Here is a 14,665-nt window from a genome sequence, read left to right as displayed (position 1 = left end):
AGTCGCCCTGAGGCCCGCCAGCGGCGGCGCTTCCAGCCGGTCGGCCGGTAGCTGGCACAGGCATTGCCTGGTTGACCCCGGGCGATCAACGTCGATCGCCCCACTCACGACAACGACGCCGTGCAGCCCCCGTGACAACGGAGGGCTGCATGGCGTTTTTGCTTTTCAGGGGCGGGAACGGCCATGGCGGAAAAGACGATTCGGAGCGTGTGTCCCTACTGCGGCGTCGGCTGCGGCATCGTCATGCAGGTGCGGGACGGCCGCGTGACCAAGGTGACGGGCGACAAGCAGCACCCGACCAACTTCGGCCGCCTGTGCACCAAGGGCAGCACCTGCAGCCAGGCCATCGCCGAGTCCGGCCGCATGGAACATGCCTACCGGCGCGACGACAGAACCCGCGAGCCGGCGCGTGCGCCGATCGCCGAGGTCATAGGTTCCACAGCCAAGCGTCTGCGGAGCATTCTCGACACCCATGGCCCCGACGCCATCGCCTTCTACGTATCAGGGCAGATGTCGCTGGAGGCGCAGTACCTGGTCAACAAGCTGGCCAAGGGTTACGTCGGCACCAACCAGATCGAGTCCAACTCGCGCCTGTGCATGGCCAGCGCCGGCAGCGGCTACAAGCTCTCCCTCGGCGCCGACGGCCCGCCCGGCTCGTACCAGGACTTCGACAAGGCCGAGGTGTTCTTCGTCATCGGCGCCAACATGGCCGACTGCCACCCCATTCTCTTCCTGCGCCTGATGGACAGGGTCAAGGCCGGGGCCAGGCTGATCGTCGTCGACCCGCGGCGCAACGCCACCGCCGAGAAGGCCGACCTCTTCCTGCAGATACGCCCCGGCACCGACCTGGCGCTGCTCAACGGCCTGCTGCACCTGCTGCACGCCAACGGCCACACCGACGCACGGTTCATCGCCGAGTTCACCGAAGGCTGGGAAGACCTTACCCCCTTCCTCGCCGAATACACGCCGGAACGGGTCGCCGAACTGACCGGCCTCGATCCCGCGGCCCTGCGCCAGGCCGCGCAGTGGATCGGCGAGGCCGGCGCCTGGATGAGCTGCTGGACCATGGGCCTGAACCAGTCGACCCACGGCACCTGGAACACCAATGCCATCTGCAACCTGCACCTGGCCACCGGCAAGATCTGCCAGAGCGGTAGCGGCCCCTTCTCCCTGACCGGCCAGCCCAACGCCATGGGCGGTCGCGAGATGGGCTACATGGGGCCGGGGCTGCCAGGGCAGCGCTCGGTGCTGGTCGAGGACGACCGGAGCTTCGTCGAGCGGACCTGGGGCGTCCCCGAAGGCACCCTGCACACCCGCCTGGGCGGCGGGACCATCGCCCTGTTCGAGGACATGGCCGCCGGGAAGATCAAGGCCTGCTGGATCATCTGCACCAACCCGGTGGCCAGCGTCGCCAACCGCGGCAAGGTCATCGAGGGCCTGCAGGCCGCGGAACTGGTGATCGCCCAGGACGCCTTCCTCGACACCGAGACCAACCGCTTCGCCGACGTGCTGCTGCCCGGGGCACTCTGGGCCGAAGCCGAAGGCGTGATGATCAACTCCGAACGCAACCTGACGCTCATGCAGCAGGCGGTGGAACCGCCCGGGGAAGCCATGGCCGACTGGCGCATCATCGCCGAGGTGGCCCGCGCCATGGGCTTCGCCGAAGCGTTCTGCTACGCCTCGGCGCAAGAGGTGTTCGAGGAGATCAAGCGCTTCCACAACCCCAAGACCGGCTATGACATCCGCGGCGCCAGCCACCGGCGCCTGCGCGAAACCCCGCTGCAATGGCCATGCGCCGATACCGAAAGCGACGACCGCGCGCCCATCCGCTACCTCAACGACGGCATCAGCCAGAAACCCAGGCTCAGTGACGACGGCTCCTGCCCCCGCCTGGCCTTCCCCACGCCCAGCGGCAAGGCGCAGTTCTTCGCCCGGCCGCACCTCGACCCGGCGGAAATGCCCGACGCCGACTATCCCTTCGTGCTCAACACCGGCCGCCTGCAGCACCAGTGGCATACCCTGACCAAGACCGGGAAGATCGCCACCCTCAACAAGCTCAACCCCGGCCCCTTCGTCGAAATCCACCCGGAAGACGCGGAAGACCTCGGCGTGCGCGACAAGGACCACCTGGAGATCCGCTCCCGCCGTGGCCACGCCGTATTGCCCGTGGTAGTGACCGACCGGGTGCTGCCCGGCGGTTGCTTCGCGCCCTTCCACTGGAACGACCTGTATGGCGAGAACCTGGCGATCAACGCCGTCACCAGCGACGCCATCGACCCGCTTTCGCAACAGCCGGAATTCAAGTTCTGCGCCGTCAGCCTGCGCCGCGTCGAACTGGTCGACCACCAGTTCCTGGAAACGCCCGCGGCTCGCAGCCACGCGGATGCTCCCCACCCCTTGCCCGAGGAAATCGATATGGCCCCTGTCGATGCATTCGCCGCCCTGCTCGGTGTGTCCGGCACGACACCGCCGCCTTTGAGCGAGCCCGAACGCGCCTACATGAGCGGCTTCATCGGCGGCTTGCGGATCACCCCGAATGCGGGCGTCCCCACCCTGCCCTCCAGTGCGCCCCTGGCCATACCGACGCGGCTCTGGCTCGACGGGATGCTGGCCGGCATGTTCAGCCGGGCCAACCAGCAGCCGGTGCAACTCGAGGCCCCCGTCCAGCAGTCGCTGCCCACCCCGCAAGCGGCGGACGCGGCCCCTGTCACCCTGCTCTGGGCTTCCCAGACCGGCAACGCCGAGGCCCTGGCCGAGCGCGTCGCCAAGCGCCTGGAAACCGTGGGATGCAACGTGGAACTGGCCGCCATGGACAGCTACCCGGCGGAAAAGCTCGGCAGCGTACGCAACCTGGTACTGCTCAGCAGCACCTTCGGCGACGGCGACCCGCCGGACAACGGCCGCAGTTTCTGGGAAACGCTCAACGCAGGCACGCCGGACCTGGCCCACCTGCGCTATTCCGTGCTCGCCCTGGGCGACCCCAGCTACGACCAGTTCTGCCAGCACGGCAAGAACCTCGACCGCCGCCTGGCCGAGCTGGGTGCCAGCCGCCTGGGCGCACGCCTCGACTGCGACACCGACTTCGAGGAAACCGCGGAACGCTGGCTGGGCGAGCTGCTGGCACAGCTGGAGCCCGGAAAGCCGGCCGCCAGCACGCCCCCTCCGACACCTTCAGCAACGCCGGTAGCGATCGGCAAGGAGCATCCCGTGCCCTTGCGCCTGGTCCTCAACCGGCGGCTGAACGGCGACGGCGCCAGCAAGGACACCCGCCAGTTCGCCTTCGCCCTGGACGACTCGGGCCTGCAGTACGAAGCCGGTGACGCTCTCGGCGTCTGGCCACGCAACTGCCCGGAGCTGGTCGAGGAAGTACTGCTGCTTACCGGTCTGAGCGGGGAACAGTCCGTGACCGTCGCCAAGGTCGGCGACATGCCCTTGCGGGCAGCGCTTGCGGACCACTACGAGATCGCCCGGCCCAGCGGCGAAGCCCTGGCCCTGGTCGCCGAACGCAGTGGCCAGGCGGAACTGCGCGAACTGCTGGGGCCGCGCAAGGCCGAGCTGAAGGACTGGCTGTGGGGACGGCAACTGGCCGACGTGTTGCAGATGTTCCCGGCGCGCCACGACGCCGGCGAGTTCCTCGGCGCCCTCAAACGCCTGCAGCCGCGCCTCTACTCCATCTCCTCCAGCCCCAAGGCCCAGGCCGGCGAGGTCCACCTGACCGTCTCGAGCGTCCGCTACGGCCGGCGCAAGGGCGTAGCCTCGACCTACCTGGCCGACCGGACCGGCGAGTCACCGGTACCGGTCTTCGTCCAGGCATCCCGGCACTTCCGCGTGCCGGAACAGGGCGACCGGCCGATGGTGATGATCGGCCCGGGCACCGGCGTGGCACCGTTCCGCGGCTTCCTGCACGAACGCCGGGCGCGCGGCGATGGTGGACGCAACTGGCTGTTCTTCGGCGAACAGCATGCGGCCACCGACTACTACTACTACCGGGACGAACTGGAAACCCTGCACAAAGACGGCCTGCTCACCCGCCTGAGCCTGGCCTTCTCCCGCGACCAGGCGGAAAAGATCTACGTGCAGGACCGCATGCGCGAGCACGGCGCCGAGCTTTGGCGCTGGCTGGAAGAAGGCGCGTACTTCTACGTCTGCGGGGATGCCAACCGCATGGCCAAGGACGTCGACCAGTCGCTCCGAGAGGTGGTCCGGGCCCATGGCGGTCTCGACGAGGAAGGTGCCGCACAGTACCTACGCTCGTTGAGCGAGCAGAAGCGCTACCTCAGGGACGTCTATTGAAGCGTATGTCCGGGAGACACCTGCCTGCCCGCAGCCAGTCCATCACGCCCCTACCGACTCGCCCGTGATACGGGCTTCCCTCCCCAACGGAAGAAGAGGCGAAGTCCGCTTATCAGGCGGATGATCTCGCCCAGGGTGGCGTCGTCGAGCACCACCATCAGGCGTCCCAGCAGGGCCGCCGTGAAAACCTCCCGCAGCGAGCGGGAACGGGGCGGGCCCTCCCTCAAGCCCTTGGCCCCCGCTCGCCGCCGGCATGAGCGGCTGCCTCCGGCTAGGTACCGCGCTTCAGCAGCAGCCTCTCGATATGCCCGATGGCCGCCCGTGGCTTGAGCTTTTTCGGGCAGAAGGCGATGCAGTTGTAGATCGAGCGGCAACGGAACACGCTGAAGGGGTCGTCCAGCGCCGCCAGCCGCGCCTCGGTGGCCGTGTCGCGGGAGTCGGCGAGGAAGCGGTAGGCATTCAACAGGCCCGCCGGGCCGATGAAGCGGTCCGGGTTCCACCACCAGGATGGGCACTGTGTCGAGCAACAGGCGCACAGGATGCACTCGTACAGGCCATCCAGCCTGGCCCGGTCTTCCGGCGACTGCAGCCGCTCGATGGCTGGTGGTGGCTCGTCGTTGATGAGGTAGGGCTTTATCCGCTCGTACTGCCTGTAGAACGTCCGCATGTCGACGACCAGGTCCCGTATCACCGGCAGGCCGGGCAATGGCCGTATAACGATGTCCACGTCGCCCCGCAGCGGCCTGATCGACTGCCCGGATGGCAGTTGCCCGCCGTGGAGCAGGGTCGAGACGCTGGTGATGCAGGCCAGGCAGTTGGCGCCGTTGATGTTCATGCCGTCGGAGCCGCAGACGCCTTCGCGGCAGCTGCGCCGGTAGGTCAGCGTCTGGTCCTGGGTCTTCAGGTGCTCGAGCAGGTCGAGCACCATCATGTCCTCGCCCGGCTGCAGGTCGTAGGTGTAGTCCTGCAGGCGCGGCGCTGCATCCTGTTCCGGGAGATAACGGTAGATACGGACTTTCATCTCGCTCACCTCCGGGCCGATCTCCAGTGTGGACCTTCCAGGCGACCTGGCCGGGCCTCTGTCGGCAGCCCAGGAATTATACGACTCATCGATATGAGCAGCACCGGCAGAGGCGCCGAGTTGCTGGCCAATGGCAAGCTATGTGATGATTAGTATCGATTCTCATTTACCAAAAGACTCTGATGGCCGCGGGACACCACCCAGCGGCGTGGTGACTGTCTGTGAGTTCATCTGCCTATGCCACTCCCCCATCGCTGGAGACACTGTACTGCGACCATCACGGCTGGCTGCAGGCGTGGCTGCGCAGGCGCCTGGGGCACGCCAGCGATGCCGCGGACCTGGCCCACGACACCTTCCTGCGGCTGATCGGCGGGGCCAGCCAGCCGCGCTTCGCCAGCATGGCCGAAGTGCGCGCCTACCTGCGAACCACCGCCAGGAACCTGTGCATCAACCTGTGGCGGCGCCAGGAAATCGAACGCGCCTGGCTCGACACCTTGGCGGCGCTGCCGGAAGAGCAGTGCCCCTCCGCCGAGCGGCAGGCCGCGGTTCTGCAGGCCCTGGAGGAAATCAGCTGCATGCTGCAGACGCTGTCCGCCAAGGCGGCACGGGCCTTTACCCTCGCCGTGGTGTGCGAGATGACCGACGACGAGGTCGGCGCGCAGCTGGGGGTTTCCGGGCGCATGGTGCGCAAGTACGTGGCCCAGGCCATGCTCGCGTGCCTGACATTGCGCGCCGGCGAGACGGTTGCCGCGTTGCGCCAGGAGCCGCTCTACTGATGGCAAGCCCCGGTCACGAAAGCCCCCTGCCCTCGCACGCCGTGCTGGAGCAGGCGGCCTACTGGTACGCCACCCTGCGTGACGGCCAGGCCAGTGCCCAGCAGCGCGCCCACTGGCAGGCATGGCTGGGCGCGGACCTGATGCACGAGCAGGCCTGGCGTTATGTCGAAGGCGTCAGCCGCAACTTCGAGCCGCTGCGTGGCCGGCCCGACATGCACCTGGCCGCCGATGCGCTGGGTATCGCCGCCGAACGCATGCATTCGCGTCGCCGGCTGCTGACCGCAATGGCGGCCATCGGCACTGGCACCCTGTGCGGTTGGCTGGGCTGGCGTGAAGCGCTGCTGCCGCCCGGCCTGATGGCCTGGGGCGCGGATTACCGTACCGCCACTGGCGAGCAACGTGCGATAACCCTGGCCGATGGCTCCCGCGCCTGGCTCAACACCGCCAGTGCCATCGACCTGGCGTTCAGTGCCCGGGCTCGCCGCGTCACCTTGCTGCGCGGCGAGGTGTTCATCGCCACCGCCAAGGGCGCGCGGCCCTTTTACGTCGAGACCGAACATGGGCGCCTGCAAGCCCTGGGCACGCGCTTCAACGTGCGCTGTGAGGGCGAGCGAACCTGGCTGGCCGTCTATGAGGGCGCGGTGGAAATACGCACTGCCAAGGGCGCCGTCCGCGTGGTGAAGGCCGGCCAGCAGGCGCATTTCAGCGCCCGCCACATCGGTGACAGCCAGGCCGCCGACGCGGCCCGTGAAGCCTGGATCCAGGGCTCGCTGCTGGCCGACAACATTTCCCTGCGCGAGGTGGTGCAGGAGTTGCGCCGCTATCGCCACGGCCACCTCGGCGTTGCCGATGAGGTGGCCGACCTGCGGGTGTATGGCAACTTCCCTATCCAGGACTCCGAGCGCGTGCTGCGCATGCTGGCCTCGGCGTTGCCGATCCGTATCGAACAGCCCCTGCCCTGGTGGGCGAGCATCGAAGCCCGGCGCTGAGCAAGGCGGGCAAAAAAAATCGGAAAAAGGGTTCCGGGTTTCGCCTGCTCGCTGGTTTACCCAGTGAGAAGACGTGAAACATCGCCGCATCGGTGCCTTGAGGGGCCGTATGGCATCGGCTGTCGAGGGTCTTCGCTCATCAACCCTTGTCCCCAGAGGAATGCCGTCCATGTCCCTCCGCTGTCACCCGCACGCTGCCCACCCGGGTGTTGTCGCACACGCTTTTGCCCTGCGCCCGCTGACCCTGGCGCTTCACCTGGCGCTATCGGGCAGCGCCGTGGGCCTGGCGGCCTGGTCGCCGGTCGCCATGGCCGGGGACGGCGTCGTGGCCAGCGCCGAGCGCAGCTACGACATTCCCGCCGGCCCGCTGGCCAGCGCGCTCACGCGTTTTTCCCGTGAGGCAGGCGTGTACCTGGTCGGTGCCGGCAGCGTGGCCGAGGGCGTGACCAGCCCAGGCCTGCAAGGCAGCTACACGGTGTCGGACGGCCTGGCCGCGCTGCTTTCCGGAACCGGCCTGGAGGCCGTTCAGCAGGCCGATGGCAGCTATGGGCTGCAGAGGGCGCCAAGCGCGGAGCCCTATCGCCTCGCTCCCGTCATCGTCAACGCCCAGGCGGTAGCGGACGACCCCTCCGCCTCGGTGGTGACCCGGGAACTGTGGGTCGGCGGCAAGGTGGCGACCAACATCCAGAATACCCCGGCCTCGGTTTCCGTCGTGACCCAGAAGGAAATCGAGCAGCGCAGCGCCAGCACGACCGAGGAAATCCTCCAGTACACCCCGGGGACCATCACCGACTACTACGGCACCGATGACCGCAACGACTACTTCCTGATTCGCGGCTTCCAGGCCACCACCTACCGTGATGGCCTGACCCTGGGCTCGATGCGTGGCGTGCGCGAGGAGCCTTTCGCCTATGAGCGCGTCGAGGTGCTGCGCGGCGCCAACTCCACGCTGTTCGGCCCGGCCGACCCGGGCGGCTCGGTGAACTTCGTGACCAAGCAGCCGCGTTTCAACAAGTTCGGCCAGGTCTATGCGACCTACGGCTCGTTCAACCACATGGAGGCCGGCCTGGACACCGGCGATGCGAACGAAGAGAAGACCCTGGCCTACCGCTTCACCGGCAAGTTCCAGGACAGCGATCGCGAATACGACCACTCCCAGGACGACAACAACTTCCTGATGGGCGGCCTGACCTGGGCGCCGACGGCCTATACCTCCGCCACCCTGGTGGTGGATCACCTGCGCCAGGACAACACGCCCAACAGTGGCGGTTACCCGATGGACAGGGAGTATGACCGCGACAAGTTCTTCGGCGAGCCGAGCTACAACTTCCACGATGTCGAGCGCACCAACGTCAGCGCCAACTTCACCCATGATTTCGACAACGGTTTCACCCTGCGCAGCAACCTGCGCCACAGCGACCTGAGCGATGAATACGGCTATGCCTATATCAGCGACGCTTCCGGGCATACCGGAACCCTGGTCGACCGTGGCTACCTGGGTTCCGACAGCGACGCCGAGCAGTTCAACGGCAACCTGATGCTGCAGTACGACGCGCGCTTCGAGAACATCGATAGCAGCAGCATCGTCGGCGTGGAATATCTCGACTCCTCTGCCAAGAACGTTTCCGTCTATGGCTCCGCCGACCCGATAGACGTTGCCAACCCGGTATACCGCGGCGTTTCGCCGGCCATCGTCTACCAGGACAAGGACCAGGACAGCACCATCAAGTCGGTGTTCCTGCAGCAGAACCTGTCGTTCTTCGAGCGTTTCATCGTCACCGCCGGCATGCGCAACGACTCCATGGACGTTTCCGAAACCGACCACCTCTACGGGGTCAAGTCCTCGGACAGCTTCTCGGAAAACTCTTTCCGCGGCGCGTTGACCTATATCGTCAACGATGAGGTTTCCACCTACGTCAGCATGGTGGAGTCGGTTTCCCCGCCCGAGGTCGGCGTCACTCCGGAGCGCGGCACCCAGTACGAAGTGGGTGTGAAGTATTCGCCGCAGGAGATGAACGCGCTGTTCTCCGCTGCCGTCTACCAGCTGACCCAGGACGATGTCGCCACCGCGGTCGTGCAGCCGAACGGCGTCATCGACCAGCAGACCGTGGGCTCGCAGCGCGTGCGTGGCCTCGACCTGGAGGTCAAGGCCGAGCTGACGGAGAGCCTGAGCCTGGTCGGCGGCTACTCCTACATGGACACCGAGGTGCTTCGCGGTGCGCTGCAGGTATGGGCCGGGACGGGTTACGAGGTCGTGTCGATCAAGGGCAACCAGCTCGTCTCCGCACCCAAGCACTCGGCTTCGCTCTGGAGCTATTACAGCGTGCCGGGAACGGATGTCAGCGTCGGCCTGGGCGCCCGCTACACAGGGGCCTACTATTTCGGCGACTTCAACAATACCGGCAAGAGCGACGCCACCACGCTGTTCGATGCCGCGTTCAACTACCAGATACTCAAGGACACCGACCTGGCCATCAACGTCAGCAACCTGTTCGACGAGCAGCACGTGGTCGGTCGCGGTAGCGCGGACTACTACAACCCGGGCCGCGAGATCACGGCCAAGGTGAGCTACAACTGGTGAGGCCGGGACGCGCTACCCGATCGATTCCGCCCGGGTAGCGCGTCCGGCTACGGCTTGTTTGTGAGCAACGCCGCGGATTGAAAAGACCGCCTGGGGCAACCCGGCGGTCTTTTCTGTCTGGGGCTCGGCAGGAGGGAGGGCTGAGCGCGCCTTCTTCAGGCGGGCGCTACTGAAGCAGGCGCCCAGGCAGGTAATGAGTGTGGAACAACGGCGCCGCTCCTACCTGCTGGAAAGCCTGAAAGCAGACCAGCGACACTCGCTCGACGAGGCCTGGCAACAACTCAAGGCTGCCCGGTAGCGACGACCGGTCGAGCAGCCCTCCGGCCGCCGAGGCTCATCCTCTCCCACGCCATCGGAGTTGGGCATCTCTTCCAACGCAACCAGTGGATGCCCTGCGCCGCTCGATCCAGCCCAGCACGTCCACCAGGAAGGGGAAAAGCTGCGGGCGGTACCGATCCAGCAATTTCGCCCTGAACCATGGCGCCAGCATCGAGGGCAATGGCGCTGGTGCCGTCGAAAGAGACTCATGCGTGGCGCGAAGCTGTACGCGCCTGGGGCGCCCTCTGCGGAATTGCCGGGCGGCCGGGCCGCACTACACTGCGGTGATACCGACGCTCCTGGCCGAGACCACTCACATGCCGAACGATGCGCCTCCCGGGCCCTGGTGGTTGGATACGAGCGCAGGCACAGAGCCCACAGGCCCCCACGAAGGCCTGTCGGCCAGCGAGGCCAGGGAGCGCCTCGCCCGCTTCGGGCCCAATGCATTTCACCGGCCTCGCGGGCGCTCGATGCTGCGTCAGTACCTCAGCCGCTTCAGGAATCCGCTGGTGCTCATCCTCCTGGCCGCGAGCGCTGTCTCGGCGTTCAGTGGCGAACTGGTCAACTTCACGATCATCGCCACGATGGTGCTGCTGAGCGTCACCCTGGACTTCGTCCAGGAATACCGGGCCAATGCCGCGGCGGAAAAGCTCCAGCAATCCGTCGCCGTGCGCACCAGCGTACTGCGCGACGGCGCACCGCTGGAGGTCGCGGTCACGGACGTGGTGCCCGGCGACCTGGTCCTGCTCAGCGCCGGCGACATGGTTCCCGCCGACGGCCTGGTGCTCGAGGCACGGGACTTCTTCGTCAAGCAGGCGCTGCTGACCGGCGAGCCCTACCCCGTGGAAAAACACCCGGAGCGGCCCCCCGACTCGGCCACCGAGTTGGCCGAGGCCAGCAATGCGGTGTTCATGGGCACCTCGGTGATCAGCGGCAGCGCCCGGGTGCGCCTGGTCAGGACCGGCGCCCGGACCGCCATCGGTGCCATTTCGGACAGCATCGCGCGGCCCTCGCCGCCGACCTCGTTCGAACTCGGCACGCGCCGCTTCGGCCTGCTGATCATGCGCCTGACGATGCTCATGGTGCTGTTCGTGCTGTTGGTGAACACCGCCTTCCACAAACCCTGGCTGGAGTCGTTCCTGTTCGCCGTGGCACTGGCCGTGGGCCTGACGCCGGAGCTGCTGCCGATGGTGGTTTCCGTCACCCTGTCCCGCGGGGCCCTGCGCATGGCCCGCAAGCAGATGATCGTCAAGCGCCTGTCGGCCATCCAGGACCTGGGCTCGATGGACGTCCTGTGCACCGACAAGACGGGCACCCTGACCGAAGCGGTCATCCACCTCGAACGCTATGTCGATCCACTCGGCCGGCCCAGCGCGCGGGTGCTGGAGCGGGCCTACTTCAACAGCTTTTTCGAGACCGGCCTGAAGAGCCCGCTCGACGAAGCCATCCTCGCCAATCGCCAGGTCGAACCGGGCAACTGGCGGAAAATCGACGAGGTCCCCTTCGATTTCGAGCGACGCCGTGTCTCCGTGCTCATCGACAATGGCCAGACACGCTGGCTGGTGGTCAAGGGCGCACCCGACGACGTTCTCGGCCTCTGCACGCACTACGAAAGCGGGCCGGAAGCCGCCGCACGCCCCCTGGACGAAACCGCGCAGGCAGCCGTCCATGGCCAGTACCACGCCCTCGAACAGGAGGGGCTACGGGTGCTGGGCATCGCCTGGCGCCCGGTCCCACGGGACCATCCCCATGCGCGGGTCGACGACGAGAGCGCGCTGGTGCTGGCCGGCTTCGTGGCCTTTCTCGACCCACCCAAGGCCAGCGCCGGCGCCGCCCTGGCCGCCCTCGCCAGGGTTGGCGTGGGCATCAAGATCGTCACCGGCGACAGCGACCTGGTCACCCGGCACGTCTGCGGGCAACTGGGCGTGCCGGTCAGGGGCCTGCTGACCGGCAAGGAAATAGCCGGGATGGACGACCAGGCCCTGCGCGCCCGGGTGGAGACGGCCAACCTGTTCTGCCGGGTCAACCCCGGGCAGAAGGAACGCGTGCTCCGGGCCCTGCGCGCCCGCGGCCATGTGGTGGGCTACCTGGGCGACGGCATCAACGATGCGCCGTCGCTGCACGTGGCGGACGTCGGCCTGTCCGTGGATTCGGCGGTGGACGTGGCGAAGGAGGCGGCCGACATGATCCTCCTGAAGCACGACCTGCACGTACTGCTCTCCGGCGTGCTGGAGGGCCGCCGGACCTTCGGCAACGTCATGAAGTACATCATGATGGGAACCAGCTCCAACTTCGGGAACATGTTCAGCATGGCCGGCGCGGCGTTGTTCCTGCCGTTCCTGCCCATGCTGCCGACGCAGATACTGCTCAACAACACCCTCTACGACCTCTCGGAAATCGCCATTCCGCTGGACAAGGTGGATACCCGGGACATCCGCCACCCGCAGGTGCTGGACCTGGACTTCATCCGCAACTTCATGCTGATCATCGGGCCGATCAGCTCGGTGTTCGACTTCCTCACCTTCTACGTCATGCTGCACGTGCTGCAGGCCGGCGAGAAACTGTTCCAGACCGGCTGGTTCGTCGAGTCGCTGTGCACCCAGGTGCTGGTGATCTTCATCATCCGCACCCGCGGCAACCCGCTCGGCAGCCATGCTCACCCGCTGCTGACGCTGACCTCGCTGGCGGTCGTGGCCCTGGCGATAGCCCTGCCCTTCACGCCGCCGGGACGCTACTTCGGCTTCGTTCCGCCACCGGCGATGTTCTACGCCCTGCTCGGCGGGATGGTGCTGGCCTACCTGCTGGCCGTGGAGTTCGCCAAGCGGTGGTTCTACCGCTGGATGCAGGCCCGCACGGCCGCCCACCCAGCGACGGGCCGGGCGCCTCCGTGACGGATGCGGGCTCGCGGCGGCGAAATAGACCAGAAGATGAGCCAGGACATTTTCGTCCCGGGCCACGCCTGGAGGCCCTGAAGTCGGCTGCGGCGGACCGGGCCAACTGTTGGCCTGGAGACAGCCGCCCAACAGTATGGCCGGAAGAGCAACAGTAAAGGCCCGGCGCAAGGCCACAGCTCCCGGAGCCACTGGGGGCGCCGGTGGCACAGGGATTGCCTCGGGGCACCACGGCGTATTCCCGGGAACACCTCGCATGAGCCCTGCCCTGCCAGGGGCGCAGCGTCAACCTGACTGGCATGTTCAGCATCGCCTGCGCCTGCCGGGGCAAAGCACAAAGGGAACGCCTGTCGATCCGAATTCCAGCAAGACCCCGTGCCATGCGTGCACCCACGGGGAACGCCCCAACTTCGACGATGGCAACGAGGATAGCAACATGAGTCTGGACGCTTTCTGCGCCCCACCACCTTCCGGCGACCCAAGCCTCCCCCACGACGACCGGGAACAGGAGATCCGAGCATGAAGATCATCGACATGCGCTGCCGCCCCGCCTTCCTGCATCCCTTCTTCGGCGCCGTGCCCGGCTCGGCCGAACACGCTACGGCGCGCTGGCTGAACCGGCGCGTCGGCACCCGTGGCGACGATACCCACTTCGAACGCTCGCTGAGCCACGAAGGCTTCCTTGCCGAGGTGCGCGACGCCGGCCTGTACAAGGCCGTGGTGGTCGGTCGGCATACGCCAACGCAGCACCTGCCCAACGAACGGATCCACGCCATCGTGAATGGCCATGCGCAATTGCTTGGCATAGGCGCGGTGGACCCGGCGTTGCAGGGCGTGGAAGCTGCGCTTGCGGAGATCGATCATGCAATCGACGAGCTGGGCCTCGCCGGCATCGACCTGGAACCCGGCTTCGGCGAACCGGCCCGGCACCCTGACGATGCGCTGTACTGGCCGATCTACGAGCACCTGCAGAAGCGCGCCATTCCCTTGTTCCTGATGAGCGGGCCGACGACGCCGGACCCGGCCTACAACGACCCCGGCCGACTGGCGGCAGTGGCCCGGGCCTTCCCCGACCTGCGGATCGTCGTCTACCACGGCTTCTGGCCCAACGTGCAGCAGGCCATCGGCCTGGCCTTCCGCTACGAGAACATCCACCTGGTGCCGGACATGTACCTGTTCCTGCCCGGTAGCGAAGCCTACGTGCAGGCAGCCAACGGCTTCCTCGCCGACCAGTTGCTGTTCGGCTCGTCCTATACCTTCAGGCCCATCCGCCAGAGCATCGAGGACGCCCTGCGCCTCGGCCTGGCCGAGCAGGTCCAGGAGCGTTTCTTCCACGGCAACGCCGCACGCCTGTTCGGGCTCGACTGAGTGGCGCAACGCCCGCAGCGCCGTCGTGATCACGGCGCTGCGGGGAACGGATAACGAAACAGTTGCCGAAACCCGGTACGCAACCCGGAACGCCTGATTACGACCGATCCTGGGATTGGGCCTTTCGTCAGCAGGAATCCGGAAAGTGCCTGCGGAAAGGCTGGACTTGAAGATGGGCCTGAAAGCCCTGGCCGGGGGTGGATTCCGGCAGATGGTGCAGAAACGAAAAAAGGGCCTTTCGGCCCTTTCTTCAGCGACTTGCAGAATTCATCGAACCCTGCAAGTCAATATTTGGAGCGGGAAACGAGACTCGAACTCGCGACCCCGACCTTGGCAAGGTCGTGCTCTACCAACTGAGCTATTCCCGCGTCGTGTTGACGGGCGCCATTCTATCTTTTTCTGGAGCCTCGTCAACCCTTTGATTCAAA

General features: G+C 66.7%; 7 protein-coding genes and 1 tRNA gene. 6 read left to right on the top strand and 2 right to left on the bottom strand.

The genetic code is table 11. The features are described from left to right. Positions 1–183: 183 nt before the first annotated feature. Positions 184–4,293, top strand: a complete 4,110-nt coding sequence (locus PKO50_RS13210) for a bifunctional nitrate reductase/sulfite reductase flavoprotein subunit alpha (protein WP_275629963.1) — start codon at positions 184–186, stop codon at positions 4,291–4,293. A gap of 271 nt (positions 4,294–4,564) precedes the next feature. On the opposite strand, the gene PKO50_RS13205 is transcribed toward PKO50_RS13210, so the two are convergent. After that, entirely contained in the window at positions 4,565–5,314 is a 750-nt protein-coding gene (locus PKO50_RS13205) for a succinate dehydrogenase iron-sulfur subunit (RefSeq protein WP_275629962.1), read from the bottom strand. Positions 5,315–5,535: 221 nt separating this feature from the next. Here PKO50_RS13205 and PKO50_RS13200 point away from each other — a divergent pair, with 221 nt between their 5' ends. The 5 genes from PKO50_RS13200 (at position 5,536) to PKO50_RS13180 (ending at position 14,237) form a co-directional block, all read left to right on the top strand. Next, positions 5,536–6,090, top strand: a complete 555-nt coding sequence (locus PKO50_RS13200) for a sigma-70 family RNA polymerase sigma factor (RefSeq protein WP_109933850.1) — start codon at positions 5,536–5,538, stop codon at positions 6,088–6,090. Continuing rightward, positions 6,090–7,079 carry a FecR domain-containing protein gene (locus tag PKO50_RS13195; RefSeq protein ID WP_275629961.1) on the top strand — a complete coding sequence of 330 codons (990 nt, stop codon included), beginning with the start codon at positions 6,090–6,092 and terminating at the stop codon, positions 7,077–7,079. The genes PKO50_RS13200 and PKO50_RS13195 overlap by 1 nt, the downstream gene beginning before the upstream one ends. 169 nt (positions 7,080–7,248) lie before the next feature. Further along, positions 7,249–9,660: a TonB-dependent siderophore receptor gene (locus PKO50_RS13190; RefSeq protein WP_275629960.1), complete on the top strand. Its 2,412-nt coding sequence runs from the start codon at positions 7,249–7,251 to the stop codon at positions 9,658–9,660. A gap of 635 nt (positions 9,661–10,295) precedes the next feature. Beyond that, a complete protein-coding gene (gene mgtA, locus PKO50_RS13185; protein ID WP_275629959.1) occupies positions 10,296–12,869 on the top strand; it encodes a magnesium-translocating P-type ATPase in 2,574 nt (857 codons plus the stop codon). 519 nt (positions 12,870–13,388) lie between these two features. Then, complete coding sequence (locus tag PKO50_RS13180) at positions 13,389–14,237, top strand: amidohydrolase family protein (RefSeq protein ID WP_109933847.1); 849 nt, start codon at positions 13,389–13,391, stop codon at positions 14,235–14,237. A gap of 292 nt (positions 14,238–14,529) precedes the next feature. On the opposite strand, the gene PKO50_RS13175 is transcribed toward PKO50_RS13180, so the two are convergent. Continuing rightward, positions 14,530–14,605 (bottom strand) — tRNA-Gly (locus PKO50_RS13175). Between the last annotated feature and the right edge of the window lie 60 nt (positions 14,606–14,665).

The organism is Pseudomonas sp. 273, assembly GCF_029201425.1.
Classification (GTDB): Bacteria; Pseudomonadota; Gammaproteobacteria; order Pseudomonadales; family Pseudomonadaceae; genus Pseudomonas; species Pseudomonas delhiensis.
Note: the sequence above shows the minus strand (reverse complement) of the source record. Positions and strands in the feature narration are given on the sequence as shown.

Bases quoted from the DNA above. Each gene is read 5' to 3' on its own strand.
- PKO50_RS13195 (WP_275629961.1), top strand. From the start codon at position 6,090: ATGGCAAGCCCCGGTCACGAAAGCCCCCTGCCCTCGCACGCCGTGCTG.
- mgtA (WP_275629959.1), top strand. From the start codon at position 10,296: ATGCCGAACGATGCGCCTCCCGGGCCCTGGTGGTTGGATACGAGCGCA.
- PKO50_RS13190 (WP_275629960.1), top strand. From the start codon at position 7,249: ATGTCCCTCCGCTGTCACCCGCACGCTGCCCACCCGGGTGTTGTCGCA.
- PKO50_RS13205 (WP_275629962.1), bottom strand. From the start codon at position 5,314: ATGAAAGTCCGTATCTACCGTTATCTCCCGGAACAGGATGCAGCGCCG.
- PKO50_RS13180 (WP_109933847.1), top strand. From the start codon at position 13,389: ATGAAGATCATCGACATGCGCTGCCGCCCCGCCTTCCTGCATCCCTTC.
- PKO50_RS13210 (WP_275629963.1), top strand. From the start codon at position 184: ATGGCGGAAAAGACGATTCGGAGCGTGTGTCCCTACTGCGGCGTCGGC.